This window comes from Citrobacter sp. ABFQG (assembly GCF_004322975.1).
Taxonomy (GTDB): Bacteria; Pseudomonadota; Gammaproteobacteria; order Enterobacterales; family Enterobacteriaceae; genus Citrobacter; species Citrobacter freundii.
Map to the genome: position 1 here is coordinate 3,253,892 of NZ_CP036435.1, position 14,262 is coordinate 3,268,153.

General features: G+C 52.3%; 13 protein-coding genes. 5 read left to right on the forward strand and 8 right to left on the reverse strand.

The window, feature by feature from the left end; genetic code table 11:
• Positions 1–9: 9 nt before the first annotated feature.
• Both fdxH and fdnI read left to right on the forward strand, forming a co-directional pair.
• Entirely contained in the window at positions 10–897 is an 888-nt protein-coding gene (gene fdxH, locus WN16_RS15970; RefSeq protein ID WP_003020306.1) for a formate dehydrogenase subunit beta, read from the forward strand.
• Entirely contained in the window at positions 890–1,543 is a 654-nt protein-coding gene (gene fdnI, locus WN16_RS15975) for a formate dehydrogenase-N subunit gamma (RefSeq protein ID WP_003843753.1), read from the forward strand. Before fdxH ends, fdnI begins: the two co-directional genes overlap by 8 nt.
• 122 nt (positions 1,544–1,665) lie before the next feature.
• On the opposite strand, the gene WN16_RS15980 is transcribed toward fdnI, so the two are convergent.
• The 3 genes from WN16_RS15980 to cybB form a co-directional block, all read right to left on the reverse strand.
• Positions 1,666–2,934, reverse strand: coding sequence for a Y-family DNA polymerase (locus WN16_RS15980; RefSeq protein ID WP_047715763.1), 1,269 nt, complete (start codon positions 2,932–2,934; stop codon positions 1,666–1,668).
• Positions 2,935–2,936: 2 nt separating this feature from the next.
• On the reverse strand, positions 2,937–3,356 hold the full coding sequence (locus WN16_RS15985; protein WP_003020321.1) for a translesion error-prone DNA polymerase V autoproteolytic subunit: 420 nt from the start codon (positions 3,354–3,356) through the stop codon (positions 2,937–2,939).
• Between the two features lie 172 nt (positions 3,357–3,528).
• The gene (cybB, locus tag WN16_RS15990) at positions 3,529–4,059 is read right to left on the reverse strand and encodes a cytochrome b561 (RefSeq protein ID WP_044700084.1); all 531 of its coding nucleotides are present in this window, start codon (positions 4,057–4,059) and stop codon (positions 3,529–3,531) included.
• Positions 4,060–4,248: 189 nt separating this feature from the next.
• On the opposite strand from cybB, the gene gap reads away from it, so the two are divergent.
• Both gap and WN16_RS16000 read left to right on the forward strand, forming a co-directional pair.
• Positions 4,249–5,250 carry a type I glyceraldehyde-3-phosphate dehydrogenase gene (gene gap / locus WN16_RS15995; RefSeq protein WP_003020325.1) on the forward strand — a complete coding sequence of 334 codons (1,002 nt, stop codon included), beginning with the start codon at positions 4,249–4,251 and terminating at the stop codon, positions 5,248–5,250.
• Between the two features lie 126 nt (positions 5,251–5,376).
• Complete coding sequence (locus WN16_RS16000) at positions 5,377–6,303, forward strand: alpha/beta hydrolase (protein WP_044700086.1); 927 nt, start codon at positions 5,377–5,379, stop codon at positions 6,301–6,303.
• 41 nt (positions 6,304–6,344) lie between these two features.
• Here the strand turns inward: WN16_RS16000 and aldA are convergent, their stop codons facing one another.
• From aldA to hrpA, 3 genes are all read right to left on the reverse strand, one after another.
• Complete coding sequence (aldA, locus tag WN16_RS16005; RefSeq protein ID WP_032935657.1) at positions 6,345–7,784, reverse strand: aldehyde dehydrogenase; 1,440 nt, start codon at positions 7,782–7,784, stop codon at positions 6,345–6,347.
• A 199-nt stretch (positions 7,785–7,983) separates the two neighbouring features.
• On the reverse strand, positions 7,984–8,781 hold the full coding sequence (locus WN16_RS16010; protein ID WP_170864055.1) for a YdcF family protein: 798 nt from the start codon (positions 8,779–8,781) through the stop codon (positions 7,984–7,986).
• Between the two features lie 80 nt (positions 8,782–8,861).
• Positions 8,862–12,764 (reverse strand): ATP-dependent RNA helicase HrpA, encoded by a 3,903-nt coding sequence (hrpA, locus tag WN16_RS16015; protein ID WP_044700087.1) that lies wholly within the window; start codon positions 12,762–12,764, stop codon positions 8,862–8,864.
• Between the two features lie 201 nt (positions 12,765–12,965).
• On the opposite strand from hrpA, the gene azoR reads away from it, so the two are divergent.
• Positions 12,966–13,571 (forward strand): FMN-dependent NADH-azoreductase, encoded by a 606-nt coding sequence (gene azoR, locus WN16_RS16020; protein ID WP_003843763.1) that lies wholly within the window; start codon positions 12,966–12,968, stop codon positions 13,569–13,571.
• A gap of 43 nt (positions 13,572–13,614) precedes the next feature.
• Here the strand turns inward: azoR and WN16_RS24705 are convergent, their stop codons facing one another.
• Together WN16_RS24705 and WN16_RS16030 are read right to left on the reverse strand one after the other, a co-directional pair.
• Positions 13,615–13,806 carry a hypothetical protein gene (locus WN16_RS24705; RefSeq protein WP_003020344.1) on the reverse strand — a complete coding sequence of 64 codons (192 nt, stop codon included), beginning with the start codon at positions 13,804–13,806 and terminating at the stop codon, positions 13,615–13,617.
• A 122-nt stretch (positions 13,807–13,928) separates the two neighbouring features.
• Entirely contained in the window at positions 13,929–14,255 is a 327-nt protein-coding gene (locus WN16_RS16030) for a YdbL family protein (RefSeq protein ID WP_003020347.1), read from the reverse strand.
• Positions 14,256–14,262: the final 7 nt, after the last annotated feature.

Here is a 14,262-nt window from a genome sequence, read left to right on the forward strand (position 1 = left end):
AGGGAACTCATGGCTATGCAATCACAAGATATTATTAAACGCTCGGCGACGAACAGCATCACGCCGCCGCCCCAGGCGCGGGATTACCGTGCAGAAGTGGCAAAATTAATTGATGTCACTACCTGTATTGGCTGTAAAGGCTGTCAGGTCGCCTGCTCAGAGTGGAACGATATTCGCGATGAAGTGGGCTACTGCAACGGCGTCTACGACAACCCGACCGATCTCAGCGCTAAGTCCTGGACGGTGATGCGCTTTAGCGAAACCACCCAGAACGACAAGCTGGAATGGCTGATCCGCAAAGACGGCTGCATGCACTGCGCCGATCCCGGCTGTTTGAAAGCCTGTCCATCCGCTGGAGCAATCATTCAGTATGCCAACGGGATTGTCGACTTTCAGTCCGAGCACTGTATTGGCTGTGGCTACTGCATTGCTGGCTGCCCGTTCAATATTCCGCGACTTAATCCCGAAGATAACCGGGTCTACAAATGTACGCTGTGTGTTGACCGGGTCAGCGTGGGCCAGGAACCGGCCTGCGTGAAAACTTGTCCGACCGGCGCTATCCAGTTTGGCACCAAAAAAGAGATGCTCAATGTAGCGGAAACTCGCGTGGCGCAGTTGAAAAAACGCGGCTATGCCAATGCGGGCATCTACAACCCACAAGGGGTCGGCGGCACCCACGTGATGTATGTACTTCATCACGCGGATCAACCATCGCTGTACCACAATCTGCCGGATGAGCCAAAAATCGCCGCACCAGTGAACCTCTGGAAGGGGATTTTAAAACCACTCTCCGCCGCCGGATTTATCGCCACCTTTGCCGGGCTGATTTACCACTACGTGGGAGTCGGCCCAAACAAAGAGACGGATGATGATGAAGAGGAGAACGGTCATGAGTAAAAGCAAAATGATTCTGCGCACCAAATTCATCGACCGTGCTTGTCACTGGACGGTGGTAATAAGCTTCTTCCTGGTGTCGCTTTCCGGTATTGCGCTGTTCTTCCCGACGTTGCAATGGCTCACCGAAACTTTCGGTACACCGCAAATGGGGCGAATTCTACATCCGTTTTTCGGGGTGATGATTTTCATCGTGCTGATGTTTATGTTCGTCCGTTTTGTACACCACAACATTCCCGATAAACAGGACCTTCCCTGGATTAAAGGGATCGTTGAGGTACTTAAAGGCAATGAGCATAAAGTCGCTGATGTGGGGAAATACAACGCAGGGCAGAAAATGATGTTCTGGAGCATCATGAGTCTAATTCTGGTATTACTGATTACCGGCGTTATTATCTGGAGGCCCTACTTTGCCCATTATTTCTCAATTAACATTGTTCGTTGGAGTTTGTTAATCCACGCGACAGCAGCCATTGTGCTGATCCACGCCATTCTGATCCATATGTACATGGCGTTTTGGGTAAAAGGTTCAATTAAAGGGATGATCGAAGGGAAAGTGAGTCGACGCTGGGCGAAGAAACACCATCCTCGCTGGTATCGTGAGGTTGAACTTAATGAAGAAAAAGCACCGGAATTAGAGTCTAAATAAAAGCAATAAGGCCGCTGTTATTCAGCGGTCTTATTCTCTCAATGGCCCAGTGATATACTGCGGCGCTGCAAGACCTGATTATCAGGCGAATAAAAGGCCCTCCATTCAATAATGAACAAACCCTATCCAACCCGCAGCAAATCACTGTATCTCGTGGTATAACGCGGTGAGAGCATATCTCGCTTCATCGCCCACGGTTGTTGTATACCTTGTCCGGCAAAATAGAGCGTTCCTTTACCCTTTTCAGCATTGAGCGTATCCAGAACGGCCATCAGCTTATCGCTGTTATGCCGTGGAGCGTTGTCATCAAAAAGATTCAACTGTGCAACACCTGAGCTAAAAAAATCGCCCAGCATGACCCCTGCTTTTTGATAACGTAGCCCCTCTCGCCATATTGCGTCCAGGCTACATGTGGCCGCCCTTATAATTTCCCGACTATCCTGGGTTGGTGTCAGCAGTTTTATCGATGCGCTGTTACCGTAATACGGTTCATTCAGGGAAAATGGGCTGGTTTTGATAAACGTAGAGATAAACCGGCAGAACTGGTGCTCTCTGCGCAGCTTTTCCGCAGCACGTGAAGCATAGGTACAAATTGCCTCTCGCATCGCGTTGTAATCCGTGAGTTTTTCACCAAACGATCTTGAGCAGATAATTTCCTGCTTAACTGGCGCAAACTCCTCCAGCTCCAGGCAAGGTTCACCGCGCAATTCCCGCACAGTGCGCTCAAGCACAACGTTGAAATGTTTGCGGATAAAGCGAATATCGGTATCTGCCAGGTCGCAGATCGTTTTAATGCCCATAGCGTCAAGTTTTTTACTGATACGGCGTCCAACACCCCAGACTTCATCAACCGGGAGCGCAGTCATCAGCTTACGCTGGCGCTCAATATTCGAGAGATCCACCACCCCGCCAGTCTGTTCCTGCCACTTTTTGGCCGCATGGTTAGCCAGCTTGGCCAGGGTTTTGGTCTGGGCGATACCGACCCCAACCTTGAGGCGTGTTTTTTGTAAAATGGTTGCTCTGATTTCCCGACCAAAATCCGTCAGATCCCGGCAGTTTCGCACGCCCGTTAAATCGCAAAAGGCTTCATCAATACTGTACATCTCCACACGCGGCGACAGCTCCTCCAGAATCGACATCACCCTGCTGCTCATATCCGCATACAATTCGTAGTTCGAACTAAAACAGAACACGCCATAGCGCCTGAACAGATCTTTCTGTTTGAAATATGGTGCGCCCATATTAACGCCAAGCGCTTTTGCCTCCGCGCTACTGGCAATGACACAGCCATCGTTATTTGAAAGAACGACAACGGGTTTGCCCTTCAGATCGGGCCGGAATGCCGACTCACAGCTGGCATAAAATGAGTTAACATCCACCAGCGCAAACATAATCAGCCCGCAGATTTAATGATGAATGTCACCACGCCAAATATATCCAGCGTGTCCTCGCTGCCGATCATGATCGGCGCGTAGGCGCTGTTCTCTGGCTTCAACATCACCACCGGATGCAATTGCAGGCGCTTAACGGTGAATTCGCCTTCAATAGCAGCAACCACAATGTCTCCGTGGGCCGCTTTTCTGGCACTGTCGACTACCAGCAAGTCGCCAGCACCGATCCCTGCCCCCATCATGGAGTCGCCAGACGATTTAACAAAATAGGTTGCGCTGGGATGCTGCACCAACAGATCGTTGAGATCGATACGTTTCTCAACGTAATCCTGCGCAGGAGAGGGAAAACCGCAGGGCACGAGATCGCTAAATAGCGGGAAGTGTTTGATTTCGCGGTGTTCAACTGGCTGGAAAAACAACATAATAATCTGCCTCTCATGTAACTGTATTTATATACAGTAGTTTTAATGAAGACAGTGATCAAGTGACAAGTGTGGCGAATTGAGCGTTGTTTAACCATCTTGTCGATAAGCTTTTATGATGTCTGGAAAAATAATCGGCTAAAAAAATGCCCCACATTTGCGGGGCATTACCTCAGGAGCGTTTTCGCGGCATCATGCGCAACAACGTATTGTCCTTCCAGAAATAGTGATGCATCAGGGCAGCACCAGCATGCAGAGCAATAACAAAATAACCCAGATTTGCCAGCGTCACGTGCCAGGACTTCAGCATATCCACTAAATCAAAGTTCGCCTCTGGCGCATGCGGCATAACGATGCCGAATGCAATCCACGGGTTACCCCGGTTGTACATCATCACCAGCCCAATAATCGGCAGGACAATAAACAACAGATAGATAACCAGATGCCCCAGATGCGCCATTCCGGTCATCATCGGCTTCGGTTTTGGCACAATCGGCGGAGCCGGGTATTTCAGCCTGACCAGCAGACGCGCCACCATCAGCGTTAAAATAGTGATACCGCAGGAGACGTGCACCATGTTGAACAAGGGGCGATAGCTGCGCGGGAAAAATCCGCGAAACTCCATGGCGCTGTACGCCACAATAACCAACAAAAAGACCAGCCAGTGAATACCGATTTGCAGGCCAGAATACTTATTCCCCATAACACTTCCTGAATAAAAACAATAATGCGTCAACATAACGGGCTTTTGTTAAAAATTCATTAACTTTTGTTCACCCATTTTCAGTCGCTTACGCTTAACCGCAAGAACCGCTATTGCCGAGGATGCCTGTCTGGACTAAGCCTGGTAGGGAAAATATGTCGTACCGCCTCATCCTGACAGGAGAAAACCATGAGTAAAATTGGCATTAACGGTTTTGGTCGTATCGGTCGTCTGGTATTGCGTCGACTACTGGAAGTCAAAAGCAACGTGGAGGTTGTGGCCATTAATGACCTCACTTCGCCCAAAATTCTCGCCTATCTGTTAAAGCACGATTCAAACTACGGCCCGTTTCCCTGGAGCATCGACTTTACCGAAGACGCGCTGATTGTCGACGGTAAAAAAATCGCGGTTTACGCAGAAAAAGAGGCCAAAAATATTCCGTGGAAAACGACTGGCGCTGAGATAATCATCGAATGCACCGGTTTTTATACCTCGACAGAAAAAGCCAACGCGCACCTGGATGCAGGGGCCAAAAAAGTGCTGATATCCGCCCCGGCTGGCGATATGAAAACCATCGTCTTTAACGTCAACGACGATACAATGGATGCGAACGATCGGATTATCTCGGTCGCATCGTGCACCACTAACTGCCTCGCACCGATGGCGAAAGCCCTGCACGACAGCTTCGGTATTCAGCTTGGCACCATGACCACCATCCACGCCTACACGGGAACGCAGTCGCTGGTTGATGGACCTCGCGGGAAAGATCTGCGCGCCTCACGGGCAGCAGCGGAGAATATCATTCCCCATACCACCGGAGCCGCCAAAGCCATTGGTCTGGTCATTCCGGCATTGAGCGGAAAATTAAAAGGCCACGCCCAGCGTGTTCCGGTGAAAACAGGATCCGTCACGGAACTGGTATCGGTATTGGGGAAAAAAGTCACTGCTGAAGAGGTCAACAACGCGCTGAAAAAAGCCACGCAAGACAATGAGTCATTTGGTTATACCGATGAGGAAATCGTCTCGTCAGATGTCATTGGCTCGCATTTCGGTTCGGTATTTGATGCGACACAAACCGAAATTACCGAAGTGGGCGATCTGCAACTGGTAAAAACAGTCGCCTGGTACGATAACGAATACGGTTTTGTCACCCAACTTATTCGTACGCTGGATAAATTTATCAAGCTCTAATGTTCTGGCGGAGGCTCGCCTCCGCCCTCTTTCATTTCCCGCGAATTCAATACGTTGTGAGTCTCTCCCCGTTTTCGATTCACTGACTGTGCTATAGCTAACCTTTGCCACTGAGGGAGCATAGTAATGGAAGCACTGAGTCGTGAAACGTTAGAAAACATGATGGAGCAAGCCGTTGCTAAGGCCACCACCGTCTCATTCTGGCCGCAGGGTGAAGCCCCCGGAGCAAAAAACAGCGATGCGGTGTTTACGCCTGAACCCCGACATACAGGAACATCTCAGTATGATCGTGCGGTCACCGGTATTCGCGCCCCGGAAATTACCGTTTATGCCCCCGTAAAACCTAACGGCATAGGGATCCTTGTCACGCCAGGCGGCTCTTATCGTCGCGTGGTGATGGATAAAGAAGGCAGCGTACTGGCACCGTTCTTTAACGCTCGCGGTTATACCCTGTTTGTGATGACCTACCGCATGCCGGGTGATGGCCATGAGGAAGGCGCAAACGCGCCGCTGGCCGATGCCCAGCGCGCCATACGCTACATTCGCGCCAACGCCCATGAATGGAAAATTAACCCTGATCGTATCGGTGTGTTGGGCTTCTCTTCCGGTGGTCACGTGGCCGCCAGTCTGGGAACCCGGTTTGCCGAAACGGTTTATACGCCGATAGATAACGTAGACGAGCAACCTGCGCGCCCTGCGTTTATGGCACTGGTGTACCCGGTTGTCACTCTGCGCGAAGACATCGGTCACCCGGGATCTCGTCTTGAGCTGGTTGGCGCTAAGCCCGAAAAGGAAGATCTGCGCCACTATTCTCTGGAAGAACGCGTGGATAGCACAACGCCGCCGACATTCCTGCTACACGCCATTGACGATCCGGCGGTGAAGGTAGAAAACAGCCTGGTCTTCTTTAATGCGCTACGTGAGCAGGGCGTTCCGGTCGAAATGCATCTGTTTGAACGCGGTAAGCACGGATTTGGTATTCGTGATGCGCAAGGGTTACCGCTGGCAATCTGGCCGGAAATGATGATGAACTGGGTAGCCACTAAAGTGTGAAGATTGCGCCGGGTGGCGTACAGACTCACCCGGCGAAAAACTTAGGACTGCAGATACACCACTTGCGTTTGCAGGTATTCGTTCAGACCATGTTTACCATCAGCCCCGCCAATCCCGGACTTACGCCAGCCAGCGTGGAAGCCCTGCATCGCCTCGAAGTTTTCACGATTAATATAGGTTTCGCCAAACTTCAGCCCCTTAATCGCCTTCATTGCCGTATTCAGATTCTGCGTATAGATCGATGAGGTCAGACCGTAGTCGCTGTCATTGGCCATTGTCAACGCCTGTTCCAGCGTATCAAACGCCACCACCGGCAGCACCGGACCAAACGTCTCCTCGTGCATAATCGCCATCTCCTGGCGCACGTCTAGCAGTAACGTCGGCGGGTAGTAATAACCTTTGCCGACAACAGCCTTACCGCCCAGCACCACTCTGGCCCCTTCCTGCACCGCTCGTGCGACTTTCTGCTCCACACGATCCAGCGCAGCGGCGTTAATCAGCGGCCCCATCGCAATGTCATTGCATTCGGCCGGATTGCCAAACTGCACGGCTTTCATCGCCTCACCCAAACGATTAACGAACTGGTCATAGATACCTTTCTGAACGTATACGCGCTCAGCACAGTTGCATACCTGTCCGGTATTGATCACCCGCGAGTCAACAATGGCCTTCACCGCCAGCTCAAGATCAGCATCGTTCATCACGATAGCCGGAGCTTTACCACCCAACTCCAGACAAACTTTAGTGATGTTTTTGGCCGCTGCGGCCATAATTTTCTCGCCCGCGCCGACGCTGCCGGTCATACTCACCATCGCCACCTTGGGGTTTCCGGCCAGCTCCTGACCGACCGTTTCACCGCGTCCCAGCACCAGATTAAAGACCCCGCGCGGTAAACCAATGTCATCAACAATTTTGGCAAAGGCGATGGCGTTATTCGGTGTGAATTCACTCGGCTTAATGACTATGGTATTCCCCGTCAGCAAGGCGGGAGCCAGTTTGCGGGCAATCAGGAAAAACGGGAAGTTCCACGGCAGAATGCCCGTCGTCACGCCCAGTGCACGCTTAAACAGCAGGATATTCTCACCCGGGCGATCGCTTTGCAGGATCTCACCTTCATAGCGACGCGCCCACTCCGCCATGTAATCGATATAGTCGGCGGTAAACGCGACCTCAACGTCAGCCAGTTGTCGAATTTTTCCACCTTCCGCCACAATCAACGCGCTGATTTCATCGGCTCGCTGGCGGATACCCGCAGAAATTTTGCGTAACCAGTTTGCCCGTTCAATGGCAGGCAACGCTTCCCATTGCGGCTGAGCGCGATCCGCGGCATCGATCGCTTTACGTGCGTCTTCGGCACGCCCATCGGGAATACGCGAGATAATCTCTTCCGTGGCCGGATTGACGACATCAATCCAGGCGTCATCGTGCCAGGTCACAAACTGCCCATCGATATACATAGGATGTTGTACGGGTACTGACATGCGGCTCTCCTGTGATTGATTTGTTTTCAACAAGTAAAACTATTGTTAATTAATATCAATCATGCATGGCGCATTATCGCTGGAGTGGCGGTTCTGTGAACTGCTTCATAAAAGCGCCTGGCAAAGTGATTATGAAGAGAAAAAACGGGTGGGCTTTCTGCCCGTTTGCCGTAAAACGCCGACAAACGGGCAGAAGGGATTACAGAGAACGGCTCTCAAGTAAGTCGGTCAGCGCGGTATCATTTTTTAGCTGCAGCCAGGCTTGCTCAACGTCCTGAGGAATATCAACATGGGCGATAAAATCGCGGCCGCAAGGCCCGTAGCCGGTTGCATCATCACGCAGGCGCGGAAGCTCACCGGTAATGAGAGACAGGTAACGATCCACCGACCACAGACCTTCGGCGGTCGGGGCAAAATCCACGCCGTCGCCCTGCTCAGTCAACTCGGGGACAAAACCGGGGAAACTGATCCAGCGTGGGGCCTGAGGGTCGTCACGCGTGACGCGTTCAAATGTCGCCATGGTGCGGCGCTGCATGGTAGGGTCTTGCACCACAATGACGGTCCCCATGGTTTGGGTCGCCTGACGCAGTAACGCACAGCTAAACCGGGCGTTCTCCCCACAGTTGGTGGACTGATCCTCTACCCAAATCTTCTCACCAGGAATGTGCCAGAACTGGTGCGCGATATCGGCAAGGATCGCCGCTTCCGCGCGACCAGTGGTACGAATCGTGTGGTAGCGTGGATGCTCTGCGATGGCGGCATACAGAAAGGTCGTTGAGTGACCGATACCGCCGCTAATCAGCAAGGGAACCTGTTGCTCTTTCGCTATCCGACAGGCTGCATCGATGGTCGGGATCACTGCGTTCCCGGCCAGAATCACGCAATCTGTCTGCACCGTAATATTTTCAGCGAAATCATTTTGCGCCAGCCATTGCCCCACGGTGTTAATCGCCGCAAGGGTGCTAGCGGAAAGTGGCGGAAACTGTCTCATGTTCATGACTCCTGGAATTTATGCTTTACCGGATACAGATGCCGGATGGCGACTACGCCTTATCCGGCCTACGGTCCAGCACTGCATTAACCCGTAATCTGATCCATTGCCTGCAGGATACGCTTATCCGAAATCGGATACGGCGTGCCAAGCTGCTGGGCAAAGTAGCTGACGCGTAGCTCTTCTATCATCCAGCGGATCTCTTTGACATCGTCATCTTCGCGGCGCGCGGGCGGCAGTTTATTGAACCACTGCTGCCAGGCCTGCTGCACGCTGTCCACTTTCAGCATCTGCGCGCGATCGCGGTGTGGATCGATGGCCAGTTTCTCCAACCGTTTTTCAATCGCCTGCAAATAACGCAGCGTATCGCCCAGACGTTTGAAACCGTTGCCGGTGACGAATCCACGGTAGACCAGCCCGCCCATTTGCGCTTTGATATCCGAAAGCCCCAGCGCCATGGTCATATCCACGCGACCTTTCAGGCGTTTGTTGATATTAAACACCGCCGTCAGGATCTGTTCGACCTGTTTGGCAATCTCCACCACGGTGTCGTTCAGTTCGGCGCGCACTTTTTCATGCAACGCCGCAAAGCCTTCTTCGGTCCACACCGGACCACCGTTGGCGTCAATTAGCTGATCCACACCGCAGGAGATACAGTCGTCAATCAAATCCAGAACTTTACCGTACGGGTTAAAGTACAGCCCCAGCTTGGCTTTATTGGGCAGCTTCTCGTGCAAATATTTGATTGGCGATGGAATATTCAGCAGCAACAGGCGGCGTAAACCGCACCACATCGCCTGCTGTTGTTCCAGCGGATTATCAAACAGTTTGATGGCAACGCTGTCACGCTCATCGACCAGCGCCGGCCACGCTTTCACCTTATAGTTACCGCGTTTTTGTTCGTAACTTTCCGGAAGCCGGCCGAAGCTCCAGATGTGCAATCCACTCTGTTCGATGCCGTCATCGGCCACCGCAGACAATGTTTCCTGAACTTTGCCCTTCAGCGCATCTTTCAAATCCTGTAGCGAACGCCCTTCCTGCAGCTTCTTGTTCTTATCATCCACCACCCGGAAGGTGATTTTTAGGTGATCGGGCACCTGATCCCAGTGCCAGTCTTCACGGTCAACGGTGACGCCGGTCATGCGGCGCAGTTCACGCTCCAGCGAGTCCAGCAGCGGCAGTTCCAGCGGCGTGACGCGGCCTAAAAACGCTTCCGCATAGTTCGGTGCGGGTACAAAGTTGCGTCGTACCGGTTTTGGTAACGACTTAATCAGGGCGATCACCAGTTCGCGGCGCAGCCCTGGAATTTGCCATTCAAAACCGCTCTCGTCGATCTGGTTGAGCAGCGGGAGTGGAATATGTACGGTCACACCGTCCGCATCGGCTCCGGGTTCGAACTGGTAGCTCAGGCGCAGCTTAAGGTTACCCTGATGCCAGAAGTTCGGATAATCCAGCTTACTGATTTTCTCCGCGCCCTCTTTGATGAGCATGCTCTTTTCAAAGTTGAGCAACTCCGGGGTTTCACGGCTGACCTTTTTCCACCAGCTATCAAAGTGACGAGCAGAAACCACCTCATGGCTGATACGTTGGTCGTAGAACTCAAACATCGTTTCGTCATCGACGAGAATGTCGCGGCGGCGTGATTTGTGCTCTAACTCTTCCACCTCCGCTCGTAGTTTCAGGTTATCGCGGAAAAACGCATGGCGCGTTTGCCAGTCACCTTCCACCAGCGCATGACGAATGAACAGTTCACGCGATAACGCAGGATCGATCTGACTGTAATTCACCTTACGGGCCGCAACAATCGGTAAGCCGTAGACAGTGACTTTTTCTGTCGCCATCACAGCACCCTGCGCGCGTTCCCAGTGCGGCTCACTGTATGAACGTTTGATCAGATGCTGGGCTACCGGCTCCACCCATTCAGGATCGATACGCGCGGCAATGCGTCCCCACAAGCGGCTGGTTTCCACCAACTCCGCTACCATCGTCCACTTCGGCGGTTTTTTGAATAAACCTGACCCCGGGAAGATCGAGAAGCGAGCGTTACGCGCCCCGGTAAACTCCTGTTTATCGGTATCTTTCATCCCGATATGAGACAGTAAACCGGTCAGCAACGCGACGTGGATCTCCCGATATTCAGCAGGTTCGCTGTTAACCGGAATACCCAACTCTTTCACCACCTGGCGCAGTTGTGTGTAGATATCCTGCCACTCTCGCACGCGCAGATAGTTCAGAAAGTCGACTTTGCACTGGCGACGAAACTGGTTTGACGACAACGCTTTTTGCTGCTCGCCGAGATAGTTCCACAGGTTCACAAACGCGAGGAAATCAGACTCTTTGTCGTGGAAACGGCGGTGCTTCTCGTCGGAAGCCTGCTGCTTGTCCATTGGACGCTCGCGCGGATCCTGAATGGACAGCGCCGAGGTAATGATCATCGCCTCACGTACGCAGCCATGTTTTTGCGCTTCCAGCACCATGCGCGCCAGACGCGGATCCACCGGCAGTTGCGACAGCTGACGGCCCAACGGCGTTAACTTGTAAGCTGTTGCCTGTTCGTCGGTGGTTATCGCCCCCAGCTCTTCGAGCAGGCGTACACCGTCCTGAATATTGCGCTTATCCGGCGCTTCAACAAACGGGAACGCCGCGATATCGCCCAGCCCCAACGCGGTCATCTGCAAAATAACGGATGCCAGGTTGGTACGCAGGATCTCCGGGTCGGTAAACTCCGGACGCGACAGGAAATCGTCTTCGGAATACAGACGAATACAGATCCCTTCCGAAACACGACCACAGCGGCCTTTACGCTGGTTGGCAGAAGCCTGCGACACCGGTTCAATCGGCAAGCGCTGAACTTTGGTGCGGTAACTGTAGCGACTGATACGCGCGGTGCCTGGATCAATGACGTATTTGATTCCCGGAACGGTCAGCGACGTTTCTGCCACGTTGGTCGCCAGCACGATACGGCGACCACTGTGCGACTGGAATACACGGTTCTGCTCACTGTTTGAAAGACGCGCATACAGCGGCAACACTTCGGTGTGGCGTAAATCCAGTTTATTCAGGGCATCGGCGGTATCACGGATTTCACGTTCGCCGCTCATGAAGATCAGAATGTCGCCCTGACTTTCACGGCCTAGCTCATCTACGGCATCAAAAATCGCCTGCAGTTGGTCACGCTCGGTGTCATCTGCATCTTCAACAATCGGGCGATAGCGCACTTCCACCGGATACGTTCGGCCGGAGACTTCGATAATCGGCGCGTTATTGAAATGCTTTGAAAAGCGTTCAGGATCGATGGTCGCCGAAGTGATGATAATTTTTAGATCCGGGCGACGCGGCAGAAGTTCTTTCAGATAGCCGAGCAGAAAGTCGATATTCAGACTGCGTTCATGCGCTTCATCGATGATGATGGTGTCGTACTGCATCAGCAGTCGATCCTGCTGGATTTCCGCCAGCAGGATACCGTCCGTCATCAGCTTGACCATGGTGTTATCACTGACATGATCGCTGAAACGAACTTTATAACCAATACAGCCGCCCGGCTCGGTCTGCAGCTCTTCCGCAATACGGTTCGCCACGGTGCGCGCCGCCAGACGACGCGGTTGGGTATGGCCGATCAGCCCTTTTACCCCGCGCCCCAGTTCCATACAGATTTTGGGTAACTGGGTGGTTTTCCCCGAGCCGGTCTCGCCAGCAACAATCACCACCTGATGATCGCGAATTGCGTCCAGAATATCCTGTTTTTTCTGGCTGACGGGCAGGTTTTCCGGATAGCTGATTTCCGGACGCGCCGCTTCACGCAGCACAACTTTACCGGCTGCCTGCTCAATCTCTTTCGCCATCTCCTGGTAAATGGCCTGTTGTGCATCAGGATTTTTAACCTTCTTCACGCCGTGCAGGCGGCGGGCAAAACGCTGTCTGTCACGCAGCATCAATGAATCCAGCTGTTGCTGCAACATGTTGAAGGTTAATTTTTGTTGTTCTGTCATAGCGTTAAAAGGCAGTGCTCTGCCGGGTTAAATCTCTTTTAGATGATGGGTATAGAGTACCACATCGGCGCTTTTCATGTGTTGTTCAATAATTTCGAACATAGGATTCGATATATTGCGCTATCACTGCGACAGGATTGTGAATAAAGTGTCAACAAGCAACGGGGCTCACCCCCTTCAAACACATAAAAGGAAACACCCATGAGCAAGGTATTAGTTCTTAAATCCAGTATTCTGGCAGGGTACTCTCAGTCTGGTCAGTTGTCTGATTATTTTGTTGAACAGTGGCGTGAAAAGCACTCTGCTGATGAAATCACTGTCCGTGACCTGGCAGCAAATCCTGTACCGGTACTGGATGGCGAACTGGTGGGTGCGATGCGCCCGAGCGATGCACCGCTGACGCCGCGTCAGCAGGAAGCGCTGGCGCTGTCCGATGAGCTGATTGCTGAGCTGAAAGCGCATGATGTGATTGTTATCGCCGCGCCGATGTACAACTTCAACATCCCAACTCAGTTGAAAAACTACTTTGACTTGATTGCCCGCGCTGGTGTGACTTTCCGTTATACCGAGAAAGGCCCGGAAGGTCTGGTGACGGGTAAACGCGCTGTGGTGCTGACCAGCCGTGGTGGTATCCATAAAGATACACCAACCGACCTGATCACGCCGTACCTGAACGTATTCCTGGGCTTTATCGGCATCACCGACGTGAATGTCGTCTTTGCTGAAGGTATTGCTTACGGCCCGGAAGTGGCGTCTAAAGCACAATCCGACGCGAAAGCCGCTATCGACAGCGTAGTCGCTGCCTGATAATTTCCCCTCTCACCGTCCGGTGAGAGGGTTTCTCCGGCACTTACTTCTTTACCTGTACCCGTATCTGTTTGCCGTGAATGCGATTAATATCACGCCAGATGGTTGCATAATCCCTGCATTTCGCCAGATTCTCTTCCCAGCAATGAAGCAAAAATTGTTCAGGCTCCGCGACATCCCGGCTTAACAGTTTGAATACCCAACGATTCCAGACATACCACTTGAGAAGCCACATGATTTCACCCCACAACGCGACCGGTGTTGGACTATATCAGCATCCATTTTATGCCGTGTGGCAACTATTGCGATGTCGATGAGTAAGTCAGCGTCGTGACCAGGGGTTGTGTACAAAGAGATTTATTCTTTCCGCAACCACTTACCATTTATACCCTGAACGTATTCACCCGGTTTAGCGCGAGCAACCAGCTTTTGCCCGGCCATTTTTGCCACTTCATCTGGCGGAATATTATTGCTCTCTGCCAGTTGCTGATAGCTGGCGTTGCGCGCTTTATTAATCTCACTCACCAGTGCCTGCGTTTCGGCATCGGTTTGCAATGCAACCAGATAGCCATTGAGCGTTTCTCCTACTCGACCCTGAGTTCTGGCTTCATTCAGGGTCAATGCCCACGCATTGCTACTGAGTAAACTCAGAACGACCAGCGCCACTGCAAACTGTTTTCTCATCATGACC

Bases quoted from the DNA above. Each gene is read 5' to 3' on its own strand.
- fdxH (WP_003020306.1), top strand. From the start codon at position 10: ATGGCTATGCAATCACAAGATATTATTAAACGCTCGGCGACGAACAGC.
- fdnI (WP_003843753.1), top strand. From the start codon at position 890: ATGAGTAAAAGCAAAATGATTCTGCGCACCAAATTCATCGACCGTGCT.
- WN16_RS15980 (WP_047715763.1), bottom strand. From the start codon at position 2,934: ATGTTTGCGCTGGTGGATGTTAACTCATTTTATGCCAGCTGTGAGTCG.
- WN16_RS15985 (WP_003020321.1), bottom strand. From the start codon at position 3,356: ATGTTGTTTTTCCAGCCAGTTGAACACCGCGAAATCAAACACTTCCCG.
- cybB (WP_044700084.1), bottom strand. From the start codon at position 4,059: ATGGGGAATAAGTATTCTGGCCTGCAAATCGGTATTCACTGGCTGGTC.
- gap (WP_003020325.1), top strand. From the start codon at position 4,249: ATGAGTAAAATTGGCATTAACGGTTTTGGTCGTATCGGTCGTCTGGTA.
- WN16_RS16000 (WP_044700086.1), top strand. From the start codon at position 5,377: ATGGAAGCACTGAGTCGTGAAACGTTAGAAAACATGATGGAGCAAGCC.
- aldA (WP_032935657.1), bottom strand. From the start codon at position 7,784: ATGTCAGTACCCGTACAACATCCTATGTATATCGATGGGCAGTTTGTG.
- WN16_RS16010 (WP_170864055.1), bottom strand. From the start codon at position 8,781: ATGAACATGAGACAGTTTCCGCCACTTTCCGCTAGCACCCTTGCGGCG.
- hrpA (WP_044700087.1), bottom strand. From the start codon at position 12,764: ATGACAGAACAACAAAAATTAACCTTCAACATGTTGCAGCAACAGCTG.
- azoR (WP_003843763.1), top strand. From the start codon at position 12,966: ATGAGCAAGGTATTAGTTCTTAAATCCAGTATTCTGGCAGGGTACTCT.
- WN16_RS24705 (WP_003020344.1), bottom strand. From the start codon at position 13,806: ATGTGGCTTCTCAAGTGGTATGTCTGGAATCGTTGGGTATTCAAACTG.
- WN16_RS16030 (WP_003020347.1), bottom strand. From the start codon at position 14,255: ATGAGAAAACAGTTTGCAGTGGCGCTGGTCGTTCTGAGTTTACTCAGT.